The 13,967-nt window shown below is 47.6% G+C and carries 13 protein-coding genes; 9 read left to right on the forward strand and 4 right to left on the reverse strand.

Annotated elements, in window-relative coordinates:
- Positions 1-176 precede the first annotated feature (176 nt).
- Complete coding sequence (locus tag GJB61_RS26655; protein WP_154122085.1) at positions 177-1,199, reverse strand: AI-2E family transporter; 1,023 nt, start codon at positions 1,197-1,199, stop codon at positions 177-179.
- Between the two features lie 206 nt (positions 1,200-1,405).
- On the opposite strand from GJB61_RS26655, the gene GJB61_RS26660 reads away from it, so the two are divergent.
- The 3 genes from GJB61_RS26660 to GJB61_RS26670 all read left to right on the forward strand — a co-directional run bounded on the left by GJB61_RS26660 (position 1,406) and on the right by GJB61_RS26670 (position 4,748).
- On the forward strand, positions 1,406-2,251 hold the full coding sequence (locus GJB61_RS26660) for an SDR family oxidoreductase (protein ID WP_154122086.1): 846 nt from the start codon (positions 1,406-1,408) through the stop codon (positions 2,249-2,251).
- A gap of 92 nt (positions 2,252-2,343) precedes the next feature.
- Positions 2,344-3,204 carry a hypothetical protein gene (locus GJB61_RS26665; protein ID WP_154122087.1) on the forward strand — a complete coding sequence of 287 codons (861 nt, stop codon included), beginning with the start codon at positions 2,344-2,346 and terminating at the stop codon, positions 3,202-3,204.
- Positions 3,205-3,575: 371 nt separating this feature from the next.
- Entirely contained in the window at positions 3,576-4,748 is a 1,173-nt protein-coding gene (locus GJB61_RS26670) for an asparaginase (RefSeq protein ID WP_154122088.1), read from the forward strand.
- A gap of 30 nt (positions 4,749-4,778) precedes the next feature.
- Here the strand turns inward: GJB61_RS26670 and GJB61_RS26675 are convergent, their stop codons facing one another.
- Together GJB61_RS26675 and GJB61_RS26680 are read right to left on the reverse strand one after the other, a co-directional pair.
- Positions 4,779-5,678: an MBL fold metallo-hydrolase gene (locus GJB61_RS26675; protein WP_154122089.1), complete on the reverse strand. Its 900-nt coding sequence runs from the start codon at positions 5,676-5,678 to the stop codon at positions 4,779-4,781.
- 23 nt (positions 5,679-5,701) lie between these two features.
- Positions 5,702-6,295 carry a GbsR/MarR family transcriptional regulator gene (locus GJB61_RS26680; RefSeq protein ID WP_195724488.1) on the reverse strand — a complete coding sequence of 198 codons (594 nt, stop codon included), beginning with the start codon at positions 6,293-6,295 and terminating at the stop codon, positions 5,702-5,704.
- 203 nt (positions 6,296-6,498) lie between these two features.
- Here GJB61_RS26680 and GJB61_RS26685 point away from each other — a divergent pair, with 203 nt between their 5' ends.
- The 5 genes from GJB61_RS26685 to GJB61_RS26705 all read left to right on the forward strand — a co-directional run bounded on the left by GJB61_RS26685 (position 6,499) and on the right by GJB61_RS26705 (position 11,426).
- A complete protein-coding gene (locus tag GJB61_RS26685) occupies positions 6,499-7,380 on the forward strand; it encodes a carbohydrate ABC transporter permease (RefSeq protein WP_229522466.1) in 882 nt (293 codons plus the stop codon).
- 24 nt (positions 7,381-7,404) lie between these two features.
- The gene (locus GJB61_RS26690; RefSeq protein WP_154122091.1) at positions 7,405-8,247 is read left to right on the forward strand and encodes a carbohydrate ABC transporter permease; all 843 of its coding nucleotides are present in this window, start codon (positions 7,405-7,407) and stop codon (positions 8,245-8,247) included.
- A gap of 49 nt (positions 8,248-8,296) precedes the next feature.
- Positions 8,297-9,640, forward strand: a complete 1,344-nt coding sequence (locus GJB61_RS26695) for an ABC transporter substrate-binding protein (RefSeq protein ID WP_195724494.1) — start codon at positions 8,297-8,299, stop codon at positions 9,638-9,640.
- A gap of 12 nt (positions 9,641-9,652) precedes the next feature.
- Positions 9,653-10,447, forward strand: a complete 795-nt coding sequence (locus GJB61_RS26700; RefSeq protein ID WP_154122092.1) for an HAD family hydrolase — start codon at positions 9,653-9,655, stop codon at positions 10,445-10,447.
- 97 nt (positions 10,448-10,544) lie between these two features.
- On the forward strand, positions 10,545-11,426 hold the full coding sequence (locus tag GJB61_RS26705) for a metallophosphoesterase family protein (RefSeq protein WP_420819774.1): 882 nt from the start codon (positions 10,545-10,547) through the stop codon (positions 11,424-11,426).
- A 151-nt stretch (positions 11,427-11,577) separates the two neighbouring features.
- Here the strand turns inward: GJB61_RS26705 and GJB61_RS26710 are convergent, their stop codons facing one another.
- Positions 11,578-12,027, reverse strand: coding sequence for a hypothetical protein (locus tag GJB61_RS26710; protein WP_154122093.1), 450 nt, complete (start codon positions 12,025-12,027; stop codon positions 11,578-11,580).
- A 168-nt stretch (positions 12,028-12,195) separates the two neighbouring features.
- On the opposite strand from GJB61_RS26710, the gene GJB61_RS26715 reads away from it, so the two are divergent.
- Positions 12,196-13,857, forward strand: coding sequence for a glycosyltransferase (locus GJB61_RS26715; RefSeq protein WP_154122094.1), 1,662 nt, complete (start codon positions 12,196-12,198; stop codon positions 13,855-13,857).
- Positions 13,858-13,967 lie beyond the last annotated feature (110 nt).

Here is a 13,967-nt window from a genome sequence, read left to right on the forward strand (position 1 = left end):
GGCTTAGCCCAGGCAACAATACACCTTAAAAAGACGACATTCATTCGCTAGGTCCGAATGAATGTCGTCTTTTGGATATGTTTGTTTCCAATCTTCCGAGAAGGCCATGTTTTTCAGTGGCCTCCCTATATGGCTGGGGTTTTTGGTGTTATATATTGTGAAAAGGGGATATCGCCTTATTGCTTCTCTCTGCTGATCTCCAGAATATCGAGAAAAAAGACGAAAATCGGGATACCGAGAATAAGGCCCCAGACCCCTATATAATGCTCGGAGAACAGCAGCACGATAAAGGTGTAGAACATCGGCAGATTCATCTTGGAGGACATCAGCTTCGGATTCAGAAAATAACCTTCAATAACATGCAGTACCGCAATCAACGCCAGTACATAGAGTGTCATGGATAGCCCGCCAATATTATAACCGATGATGCACAGTGGGATCAGCGAGATCACAAAGCCGACAACCGGAATTAAGCTCAGCAGAAAAATCATAATAGACAGCGCAAAGAGGTAGGGAAAAGCAACAAAAATCAAACCGAGTATCCACAATCCGATAACCGTAAAGCACGTATTGAACAGCGCGATGAGAATCTGCGCTTCAATCACTTTTCCGAAGGATGAGATGAATTTTCTGCCAAAGTACTCCAACTCTACATAGAACCACGAAATCTTGCTTTCTCTCAGGCGGGAGGTAAAGCTGACAATCCGATTCTTCTCCAGGATGAACACAAGGCTCAGAATGGTTGCTAATACGAAGGTAGTGCCCCAATTGCTTATCTTCAGCACATATTCTATGCCCTGATTCATATAGGACTGATAGTTTAAATCCTTGAGCATATTGAAAATATACTGAGTAATCTCGTTCTTGGGAAGATCTTCAGGGGTTAAATTGCTCAGAAAATTGGTTAATTGCTTAATCTGCGTGTACACCTTAGGCAGGTATTTAACCAGGGCTAATACGATCATGCTGATCAGCGCAAGGTATAAAATAATAATAATTACCTTACTGTTCACCTTGACGTATTTACTGATTCGCTTGCTCAATAGGACCTGAAAGCTGTTCATCACATAAGCAATCAAAAATGTCAGCAACACCAGATTCAGCATGTCTCTAATACTGTACAATAGCAGTGTAATTAGCCCCAAAATCAAAAAACGCCGGACCGTTAAATTCGCGAAGTAACGCTTGAATACTTCCATTTTCCCTCTCCATTCGCTTACATCTAGACATTAATTATAGTCTACATTAATGAAAACACTTATAGCAACTCAAGTCGTGCTAATCCTGCGAAAATTTATGTTATTTGTCAGTTTCGCGGAGAAAATCTCGCTATATTTAGAGTAAGACTGGCTTCATGCTATAATATGGGAAATATTTCTGATAAAACTATTGGAGGGTATACCCTATGAGTAAAAATAAAATCATGTGCATCACCGGCGCTTCGTCCGGCATTGGCTTGGCAACTGCTTTATCCTTTACGCGTCAAGGCTGGACCGTATATGCCGGCACACGTCATTTAGCACGTGACCAACAGCAGTATGGAGAGGAAAAAAATCTTCATTGGGTAGAGCTGGAGGTATCAAAACCAGAAAGTATTAAACGGGTTATCGATCGTATTGAGCTTGAGCAGGGAACACTGGATGTGCTGTTCTGCAATGCCGGGTTCGGCTACCTTAGATCACTGGGACAAGCCCCTGTAGAGGACATCCAGCGTGTCTTCGACACTAATGTTTATGGAGTCATGCATACCATTCAGGCGGCGTTGCCCCTTATGCGCCAAACCGGATATGCGCATATTATTGCCACATCCAGCGTAGGCGGGTTGGTCGGTCAACCGATGAATGAGATCTATTGTGCCAGCAAGTTCGCACTTGAGGGTTTACTGGAAAGCCTGGCTACCTATTACAAGCCATTGTTCAATATTGACGTTACTTTACTTCAACCAGGGGCAATTGCCACCGAGTTCAACAAAACTGTTCTGGGCCATGTAGCTAGCACTGGCGGCATTCTGGACGATGAGTATAAACCTATATTGGATGCTTACACGGCGACCTTTCTTAAACGAAACGTTGAACCACAGACCTCCGAATCCGTTGCCAACGTGATGTGGGAATTAGTGCACATGGACACCAAGCCGCTGCGTATACGTACGTCCGAGCGGGCGGAGCAATTTGTAGCCCACAAAGTAAGTACAGACCCCACGGGTCTGGAAGGCGTGCTGAGCACGCGTAAGATTCAACTGAATCTCTAATCGATTTCTTCTGGTTATTCCCACGGAGCAGGTATCATTAGAATGCCTCAATGAATAGGCTAAATAATCAAATCTATTCAGGAGGCTTCCACATGACCACTGGGAATGAATATTCGAATAGCCAAGCTTGGCAGCCAGCTTATCCATATAATCGTCAACCCGCTAACTTCCCTTACTCTCATTACTTCCATCTCAATCGCTCGTATAATCAAGCCGAAAGAACGCAAATTGCGAATGGTTATGTCAATGGAAATATAGGCCAGGGACAAGGACTTAATCTGGAGACAGGCGGAGAGCTGGGTGGTAAACATGGCCTCGGCGCGAGCGCCGATGGGCATCTGGCTCACAATAGTGTGGGTGCACATGCCAATGGACACTTGGGCGCTAAATATGGGATCAACGCACAGGGCGGGGCTGATATCAACAGCAGTCATGGGGCCGGATTTAACGGTGAAGCACAGGTCGGTGGCAAGTACGGACTCGGCGCGAACGCCGACGGGCACTTAGGCATGAGCCAGGGGGTTGGCTTCAACACCGGTGCGCAGCTTGGCGGTGAGTACGGTCTTGGCGCTCAGGCTAAGGCCCAGTTGGGCGGCGGCCAAGGGGCTGGCTTCAACACTGGGGTACAGCTTGGGGGTGAACAGGGGCTCGGGGCTAATGTCGATGGGCACTTGGGATTCAAACAAGGAGTCGGCCTCAACACCGACATGCACCTCGGGGGTGAACAAGGGCTCGGGGCTAATGTCGATGGGCACTTGGGATTCAAACAAGGGGTCGGCTTCAACACCGGTGCGCACCTCGGGGGTGAACAAGGGCTCGGCGCTCAGGCTAAGGGCCAATTGGGCGGCGGCCAAGGGGTTGGGTTTGGAATCGGCGGCCATGTAGGAGGTCATGACGGGCAGCTAAACGTTAATTTTGGCAGTAAGAATAAAAAAGAGAACGCTTCGGAATAGCAGAAATTTAGTTCTAGATCACTTCGAAATCAGCGCTTAACGAATTCCAAATACCACATGGGGTGTCACAAAAGCCATAAAATGGCTGCTGGGACACCCCTTATCTTTAGGTTGTACGTTGTCATATTTTTTGCCATAGAATAAAAATTTACATATTCTTTTTTAATTTATTTAAAATTTTAACAAATAGAGATATCGGTCGATAATCAAGCATTAGATCATGATACAGGTCAATAAACCGCTTTCTTCGTTATGTTATGTATTTGCCATAAAACATAACACATTGTTATACTCCCTTCAATAACCGCTGCTTGATGTTATTTTAAATAACATGATGCAGCGGTAATACATACTTTGGGAGGTTTGCATCTATGGTATTATCCAAATCAATATGGTTGAAAACTGCTTTCGTTGCTGGTCTAGCTTTAACTTCGCTCTTTCCAACTGTCTCCATGTTACCGATCTCAAGTTCTTATGCAGCAGAGGTAGTCCAAGGAACAATCGTGTCTCCTACAACGGTAACCAAACTGCCCAAGGTACAGGTTATTGCGACTGGTGGTACGATCGCAGGTCAATCGGTTGATGAAACAAGCTTTCAAAATTACAAAGCGGGCACTTTATTAATGGAGGATATGGTAAAAGCCCTTCCCAATAAAGATCAAATCGCAGATGTATCCACCTTTCAATTTGGCAATAAGGGTTCCGGCTCCTATACCATGCAGCAATTATATGATCTTTCCTTAAAAGTGGATGAAGTGCTCGAAACACAGGATGGAGTGGTCGTAACTACGGGTACAGACACAATGGAAGAGATTGCTTATTTCCTTGATCTCACAGTAAGAAGTCCGAAACCCGTTGTTATTACTGGTTCAATGCGTCCTTGGACGGTTATTGGTAGTGACGCTCAGGCGAATTTATACAATGCCATTAAGCTGGCTGCAAGTGGAAAAACAAAATATTTCGGAACCGTTTTGATGCTGAATGATGAATTTCATGCAGCAAGGGAAGTTACAAAAACCAACGGCAACCGGACAGATACTTTTGAAACCCCTAAGCTGGGAATGCTGGGATATATCGACGAGAAGAATATTCGATTGTATCGTGCCAATGCCAGATCACTCATGAGTACAGATACATGGGCAACACCATTTGATTTGAAAAAAATCCCCTCAACTAGCTTGGCGAAGGTGGAAATTGCTTATGCTTATCAAGATGCTGGAGCCGGAGCAATCACAGGTTTAGTCGAGGAAGGCGCAAAGGGAATTGTTACTGCAGGCACAGGATCTGGGGGAGTATCCAAAGCTATGGGTGATGCTCGTACGAAGGCTTTTAAAGAGAAAGGTATTATCTTCGTTGCAACAACTCGGACGGGTTCGGGCAGTAATTACTCAACTGGTGATGGCATTATTGCTGGGGACAACTTGAACGCTGCGCATGCTCGTGTACTCCTTCTCTTAAGTCTTTCGTTCAGTAGCGATTTCAACACGATTAAAGGCTGGTTTGATACTTACGGCTCAGCTCAAATTGTCATTCCGGAAAAATAACTAAAAGTTGCAAGGAAGAAAAACAAGCACCTATGACCCTTTGAGGTCTGAATGCTTGTTTTTCTTTTGTTTTACCGAGACTTCTTCATTATGTTCCGAGACAGCTCTGAATCCTTTTGGCTCACCCTGGAACAGCAACTGATTGCTCTGGTGGAACTTTGTCATGTTGCGGGGAAAAGCACAGCCTGCGATCAGTTGGTCAATGTTCTCTTGTTCACCGGATGCTACCGCCGCACGCATATTCTGAATATAATTCAAGCCTGCATCGCGTCTTCTTCTAATCTCATTCATGCTACTCGTCGTCTCTCCATGCCCCGGGATCATCAAGGTAATGGGATGACGGGCCATTATGGGTTCAACCTTATGTAGAGTTCCCTCATATGAGACACTGCTGTCCTCAATATAAGGGAACTCTACATCTGACAAATAATCACCAGCGATGAACAAGCCAAGCGGCTCTATTAGCGTAAACATTCCATCGTTATTATGTCCCCGAGCGCTGTACCCCGTCAGTCGTATATCCCCAAAAGTCATCATCTGACCGTCTGCCTCCATAACATGATCCACTACTGGGTAGGTTATTTCATAAGGTCTTCTGAGATAGTAGCTATCATCGAACTCACGAATTTGCTCCAGAATGCTCTCTTGCTCTGCCGTGCTTTTGTCAGCGAATGCTCTGCTTGCAATAACCTCAGCCTCCGGGAAAGCACCATGGCCGATAATATGATCAAAGTCCGAGTGTGTAAATAAGAGTAGAAGCTTTCTGCCAGCACGAATTCCCTCTACATACTGGCGAATCCCCTCCACTTCACGGGGAAGCCAGCAGGGATCGACAACTAATACATAGTCCGAAGTTTCTACGACAAGCGAATTCGTCTCATACAGATCACTCTGAAATAAGGCAATGTACCCAGCCTTCCACTTCAACATCCTAATTCCCCTCACTTTCACTGCTAGTCTGAGCTTGGTTTAAACCCGCTTGCTGGAAAATTCGCAAAATACTCGCCTTCCTGAAGCCCGTCCACAAATTGCTGCAGCCAATTGTAATACTTAACGGCATGCTGCAGTTTATCTAAATCCCTCAGACAATATTGCCGCTCCTCCTCTGGAGTGTCCTCCGCGCTGGTTAGTTCCTCGAGCTCCGGCATGACGGAACTGAGCGCCTCCTTCATCACATCGATCTCCCGCTGCAGTTTCAGCGTGAAGAAATTCCTGAAGGTCTGGAAGAAATCCGTCTCCGCAACGTACAGATCCTTTCGCTCCCGTTTCTCGTCAAGCTTGGTAACCATCTTGGAGGACATCAACGAACGGACGCCATAGCTCATATTGCTTTTGCTCATATTCATGACCTTCTTCATTTCCTCGAGTGTCATCGGCTTATCCTCAAAAAACATAATCCCATAAAGCTGCCCGAACGAATAGTTCGCTCCATATAAGTCCATCGTCTGGGCAATGGCATCAATCATCGGACGCAGCAGCTGCTCCCGTGGAGATAAATCCGCGTTCTCTTCGCCAAAGGCGGCCTGTTTCAATCGTTGCACCTTCATTTCACTTAGTCTCTATCCTCTACTTTACACAGTGTACAAGCTTGTGCACACTATTCTAAAAATTTTACACAATCTCTTATCACTGTTTACGTCCTCTTGACCACATCACTGGCAGATGAGTGTACAATTTTTTTTGTACAGATGAGCTTTCCTCAGAATTATACCGCAAAACACAAAAGATGGAATGGGGTATCCAAGAAAAAATGACACGTTCGAAATTGATAGGCGGTTTGAAGCCTGTGCTCTTTACACTGCCGGCGATGATTCCGTTCGTTGTATTTTGGCTGGCGCCATTATTGTATGTTTTTTATCTCAGCTTTACAGAATGGGACTTCATGAGCCCGGAGAAAACCTTTGTGGGCCTAACTAATTATGTGGATCTTTTCAGCAACCCGGCCTTTTACAAAGCGCTTAGAGTAACTGTGCTGTTCTGTGCAGGAAGTGTGCTGCCGGTCATTATGATTGGACTGGGTTTAGCCCTGCTGATGAACAGCAAGCTTAAGGGAGCCGCCCTTTATCAGGTATTGTTATTCTCGCCTTGGGTTACCCCGACGGTTGCCGTCTCCATCGTCTGGTCCTGGATTTATGAACCTGATGTGGGCCTGGCCAATACCGTGCTTTCCTTTCTCGGTCTAGCAGAAATCGGCTGGCTGCATGATCCGAAGTGGGCCCTTGTCGGTGTGCTTATCGTGACGATCTGGAAATCGGTTGGTTGGGCGATGATCTTCTATCTGGTAGCGCTGCGCAATGTACCTACCGACCTGCTGGAAGCGGCTGGACTTGATGGAGCGAGCCCTTTTTACAAATTCATCCGCATCACGCTGCCGCTAATCTCACCCACTACACTATTTCTGTTCATTGTGCAGATTATTGGGGCGCTTCAGGCCTACGATCAGATTAACGTGCTTACTCAGGGAGGGCCTTCCGGTTCGACGCGCACCCTGCTCTATATGTATTATCAATCCGCCTTCGAGTCGTTCCAGATCGGAGAGGCTTCTACCGTCGCCATGGTCTTAGTGTTCATCTGCATGCTGCTGTCTGTGGTTTCGCTCGGAGTCAGTAAACGGACCACCCATTATCAGTAAAATTTACTTAAAGGAGGTCTTGGAATGAGTACAATCGTTGTAATCGGCAGACTGTCCCGCCATTTGTTTTTTGCGGTAATTGCACTCTTGATGGCCTTTCCCTTCTACTGGATGGTCACCAGCGCACTGAAAACAAATGATGAAATCTGGCAGTCCCCGCCCACGCTTTGGCCGAAGGTCCCGCTCTGGGGCAACTTCGCTGAAGCCTGGCATGAGGCGCCGTTCTTCAGATATATGGGCAACAGCATCTTCGTCGCCGTGTCCATCGTGCTGCTCCAGATCATCAATTCCGGCATGATGGCTTACGCGCTTACACACATGAAATTCCGCTTAAAAGGATTGTTCGCAGGTGTAATCATGTTCGGTTATATGGTTCCAGCTACCGCGGTCTACTTGCCCGGTTATCTCGTTCTGTCAGAGCTGCATCTGCTGGACTCCTACGCCGGATTGATCCTATCCAACTGCGTAAGTGTGTTCTCCATTTTCCTGATCAGACAAGCCTTCCTGCAGGTTCCACATGAAATGGTAGAAGCCGGAGAAGTGGATGGGTCATCCCATTTGCGAATTCTATGGACCATCATTGTACCGATCACGCGTTCTTCCTTTGCAGTGCTGGCCCTGATCACCTTCATTGACCAGTACAACAACTATTTCTGGCCGATGCTGATCACGAAGGATCCAAACCTGCAGTTGGTATCTGCCGGACTGCGTAGCTTTTTCGTGGAAGGAGGTGCTTACGGATTGAAATGGCCGCTAATCATGGCCGCCAGCGCCTTTACCATCGCCCCTCTGCTGCTTGTGTTTCTGCTGGCCCAGAAAACCATTATGGGAAGTGTCAATATGACCGCCGGATCAAGCAAAGGATGAGCTTACAGATATATGGGATAACAATATATGAATAAAGAGGAGAATGATGATGAACGTATTGAAGAGAGTGTCCGCTATGTCTTTAATTGCTGGCTTTACGGTGTTGACCGCTTGCGGTGGAAATTCCACTACAAATGTTACGGCCGCAAATGGAGCATCAACAGCACCATCTGCTTCAGCAGCTCCGACACAAAGCGTACCCGTAACCATTGAGTTCTGGTATGGACTCGGCGGCAAACTTGGTGAGAATATGGATGCGCTTATCCAGAAATTTAACGCTTCCCAACAGGAAGTCATCGTCAAAGGCATCGTACAGGCCGACTATACCGAAACTGAGCAGAAATTGCAGGCAGCTATTGCTACAGGACAAGTCCCTGCTGCTGTGCTCTCCTCTAATGTAGACTGGGCGCGCAAGGGCTATTTTGCTCCGATAGACGAGCTTATGACTCTGCAGCCGGATTTCAATAAGGATGATTTTGTCCAGACCTTTATGAATCAGGGGCAGGTGGATGGCAAGCAATATTTCCTCCCAATGTACGGAACTACACAGGTTATGTATTACCGCAAGGATGCTTTTGAGAAGAGCGGCATTGATCCGAGTACGCTGAAGACTTGGGAAGACTTGGCCGCTGCCGCTGAAAAAATGACCATTAAAGACGGTGGAAAAACAACGTTCTTCGGTTGGGAACCGATGTGGGGCTCCGGCAATATGATCGATGCCACACTTAGCAAGGGTGGCCACATTCTTAGCGAAGATGGCAAAGAAGTGCTGATCGACTCCCCTGAGTGGATTGAGACTTGGGATCTGTTCCGCAAATGGATTCACGAAGATAAAACGATGCAGATTCATTCCGGTGGACAAGGCTGGGAATATTGGTACAAAACAATTGATGACGTAATGAAAGGACAGGCCGCAGGCTACATCGGTTCCAGTGGAGATCAGGGAGATCTGGACTTCAGCATCGTATCCGCGATGGAACAACCGGGCTGGGCCGGGGTTGGCGAAGGAAAGCCGGTAGCTCAGGCTATTATGGCTGGTATCCCGTCTAAGGCAAGCGACGCTGAGAAGCAAGCAGCCATGAAATGGCTGACTTACTTCACGAACTCCGCGAACACCGCTTTCTGGTCCATTAACACTGGTTATATTTCCGTCCGTCAATCTGCATTGCAAGACCCTGCATTCGTCTCATTCAGCGAGAGCAATCCGCAGATTAAGATTCCACTGATGCAGGCAGCCCATGGTTCCGAGCCTTTCCAGGACCCTACTGGCGGCAAGATCAATGATGCCCTGACAATCGCAGCAGACAAGGTGCAGATCGAGAATATTCCGGCAGCAGAAGCCCTGAAGGAAGCCAAAGAAACGGCACAGGCGGCATTGGACAAATTAAAATAAAGGTGGGCGCTTATGTCTGAGCTTATCACTCCACAAGGAAGCTGCTCCGTATCCGCCATCCTGTTCGACAAGGACGGGACACTGCTCCAGTTTGTCTCTCTCTGGGGAAGCTGGGGTGAACGTTTCCTGGGCAAATTCGCTGAGATCATGGAGCAAAAGGGACTTGGTGAGCTTCCGAAAACACTGATTCCCTCCTTATTAGGAACCCTCCATGACGCACAGGGAAGCATCACCGATTATGACCGCAATGGTCCGCTGGCCATGGGCACGATGGATGATCTCTACGCCATCTTGTCCTGGCAAGCCTACTTGCAGGGATTATCCTGGGCAGAGTCCCTGGAGCTTGTCCATCTTTGCAGGCAAGTGGCAGACGCCATGCTGGAACAGCAGCGGCCGGTTCTTCCCCTGCCCGGTCTGCAGCGATTTCTGGACGATTGTGTTGGCCAGGGCATTCCGCTCGCGGTCGTAACCGCTGATGAAACCGCAGCGGCAGAGAAGCACCTGCAGTGGCTCGGCATTCGGCAATATTTCGCAGAAGTCATAGGCACGGACCTGGTGGAGCACGGCAAGCCGTTTCCAGATATGGTCCAGCTAGCCTGCGAGCGGCTGGGTATTGACCCTTCCCAGACCGCAGTGATCGGGGACACTAACGGCGATATGCGCATGGCCAAGGCGGCGGGTGCCGCTCTGGCCATCGGGCTTACGGGTACCCATAGCGATCCTGCACCACTCAGCATTCTCGCTGACGCAGATATCATCGTGCAATCTTATGATGAGCTGCGTATTGAAGCGGATGCTCTCAGGTAGTAGTGCTCCATAAAACTTAGCTTATGCTTACGAAGTAGTTTTGTACGAAGTAATTCAGGATGTAACGCTCACAAAACTTTTAGGAGGTCCGTTACTAATGAGCATGAACAGTGAAGAACAACCCCTGGTAACCTTTCAGATTATTACGGATACGCATGTAACTGCCGATCCTGAGCATGAGTACAACCTTAACTTTGAGCTGGCACTGCAGGACATTGCCGACCATGGTGAGGGAAGCAGCGGCATCATGCATATCGGAGATGTTACAGACCATGGTTTTCCTGAGGAATACGAAGAGATGGTGCGCATTGTAAATAAGTATAAAGCCAAGCTGCCGGATATTACCTTCACCTTAGGCAACCATGATGTGGGGCTTGGACACTGGGAGTCACGCCTGGCGCTTTATGAGGCGGAAACGGGGATGACCGGTCCCTATCATGATCATTGGATCGATGGATATCATTTTATTTTTCTGGGGACAGAACAAGGTCTGCGGACCTTCTGTAACCTGTCAATCGAACAGCTTCAATGGCTGGAACATAAACTTGAAGAGCAGTCTGCAGCGGATAAGCCAGTCTTCCTCTTCCTGCATCAGCCGCTCAAAGACACCGTAGCCGGTTCGCTAGAATCTCAGGGCTGGTATGGAGTCACACAAGATGAGGAATTAAAGTCCATTCTGGCCAAATATCCACAGACTCTTTTATTTACGGGACATACCCACTGGGAGCTTGAAGTAGATAATACAATGTTCCCTGGCCAAGGCGAGACCGCTACAATGTTCAACTCTGCCTCCGTCGCCTATCTTTGGACCAATGAGGATGAAGCTAAAATAGGTAGCCAAGGTTACTATGTAGAAGTCTACAGCAATAAGGTTGTTGTGCGGGGCAGAGACTTCAAGACCGGAACCTGGGTTGAAAGTGCTGAGTATGAGATTAGCTTTCCTGGTGTCGAAGAATCTCGTGGACTTCCTACGGTCTAAGCGACAGATCCTCTCGAAAAAATAGAAGATTGCCAAAAAAGATTGTTGCCGGCATCCTGCCGCTGCAGCAATCTTTTTTTCTTTATAAATCTTCTTTAGCAAAATCGGCTCAACCACAGGTTACTTGGAAGACTTTCTTCGATTTACTATATCATCTTTGAATAGGCTCAATCCGATACACTTCGGTTGCTCCTGTTGCGGTCTGAGATCCGCCATGTATCTGCCACCCGAACGACAGTGCAGCTTCCAGCCGATTCTTCTCGGCTATTGTTAATGCTGCCTCGGCAGCTTCTTTGCCTTCTTCGAGCTCTAGTGCTGCTTCTTTGCCAAGGGCAATCGAAATCCAGCTGCGAATGCCACGGATTGTATTGTACTTGATCTGATAACCCTCATGCACAGCCTGCTCGAATTCCTCCGGCTTCTCTGCCTGCAAAGCTGTCAGCCGCTTATAGTCAAAATGGTATTTACTCTCGTCAACGGGTAAGTCTCCTTCTGTCACTCTAAGCAGCATCTCCTCATCGGACCAGCCCAAGCCCCGCAAAGATTCCAACAATAACGCGTCGCGTTGGGACAGTTTAACCCGGTTCAATGTCTCCAACATCTTATTACCTCCCATAGTTCTAATCATGCAATCCGGTCGCCAAAAAAATAAGGGTTAGTCCAGTCCTTACGTAAATATATTGAATACAGATAAATAAATAAATCCGTACAATCCTGAGGACCGGAGGAATTTTATGATACCGATAGTTCATTGTGTAGGTGGACTGCGATGAGCGAGAACAAGCCACGTATACTGCTCGGCAGCCCTATTCACCAAAAACCGCTTATTCTGCGTCAATTTCTGGATTCCTTGCTCCGCTTGAAGCGGAATGACCTGGAGCTGGACTTCTATTTTATCGATGATAACGAGGATGAGCGATCCAGCCTGCTACTGCAGGAATTTAAAGAAACCCGCAACAATATTCTTCTCCATTCCTCCGGCTTCCGTGATACGTATATTCGAAATGACAGCACCCATTACTGGAACTCGGAGCTAGTCTGGAAAGTTGCCAACTTTAAAAACACGATTATCCGGCATGCTGAAACCTTCGGCTATGATTATCTATTCCTGATCGATTCCGACCTTATCCTTTACCCTGAAACTTTAGTCCATCTTGTATCGGCGGAAAAAGATATTATTTCGGAGGTCTTCTGGACCCGCTGGCAGCCGGAAAGCATGCTGCAGCCACAAGTATGGATGCATGACGAATACAATCAGTGGGAGCTGCTGCCGGGAGAACAGCTGCGCCCTGAGGAGATCCAAAGCAGATTCCATGAGTTTCTAGCCAAGCTACAGTTGCCAGGCATCTATGAAGTAGGCGGCCTGGGAGCCTGTACACTGATCAGCCGCCAGGCCATAATCTCTGGGATAAGCTATAACCCGATCAAGAATATCTCCTACTGGGGAGAAGATCGCCATTTCTGTATCCGCGCTGCTGCGCTAGGTATCCCGCTTTTTGTCGACACTTATTATCCCGCCCTGCATTTATACAGAGACAGCGATTTAAGCAAGGTGGAGGACTTCATCAAGCAGACAACAGCCAATAAGGCTCCTCTAGTGGAGTCTATGTCAGAGAGAGAGTCAGAGTTAGCGGAATCAAATTCCATATCGGTAGATCTGGCAACGGAAAAGCAGGGGGATATTCCCATAAAATCCGATCCCGGAACTATCCAAACCGTACCTAGAACCATAAAACGTCCCAAGCTTACTCTATCAATGGTCGTCAAGAACGAAAGCCCGCGTTTCCTGCGCCAGGTTCTGGAGGAACACCGCAAATATATCGATGAGGCAGTCATTATAGATGATGGCAGCACGGATGATACGGCAGCAGTCTGTTTAGAAGCCCTTCAAGGTATCCCCGTCCATCTTGTGCACAATACGCATTCCAAATTCAGCAATGAAATTGAGCTGCGCAAGCAGCAGTGGGAAGAAGTCCTGAAGACGAATCCGGAGTGGATTCTAAATCTGGACGGGGATGAGCTGTTTGAAGCGAGGTTTGCCCAAGAGATCCAATCCATGCTGCAGGAATCGCAGGTGGATTTATACTGCTTCCGTCTATACGACTTCTGGAACGAGGAATATTACCGGGAAGACACTTACTGGCGTTCCCATTTAAGCTACCGTCCATTTCTGCTCCGTTACCGCAAAGATTTTAATTATGTATGGAATGAATCTCCGCAGCATTGTGGGCGATTGCCGCAAAATATTTTCGAGCTCCCCCATCAGCTAAGTGACTTGCGCCTCAAGCACCTCGGTTGGTCCAAGGCTGAATTTCGGCTGGAGAAATATTTACGGTATATGCAGCTTGACCCCGATGGACAGTATGGCTGGAAGGAGCAATATCTCTCTATCCTTGAGGAACAGCCCCATTTGGTGCCTTGGGTAGAATAGCGCTCTTTTTTCCTCATGTACATTGGTAACGGAATGCTGGAGATCGGCGCGGGACAGCTGCGGGGATTGTAAGCGGGTATGCGTTTATTGCTCTAATACAGCCAGTTCTG

This window comes from Paenibacillus monticola (assembly GCF_009664975.1).
GTDB classification, from domain to species: domain Bacteria; phylum Bacillota; class Bacilli; order Paenibacillales; family Paenibacillaceae; genus Paenibacillus_AQ; species Paenibacillus_AQ monticola.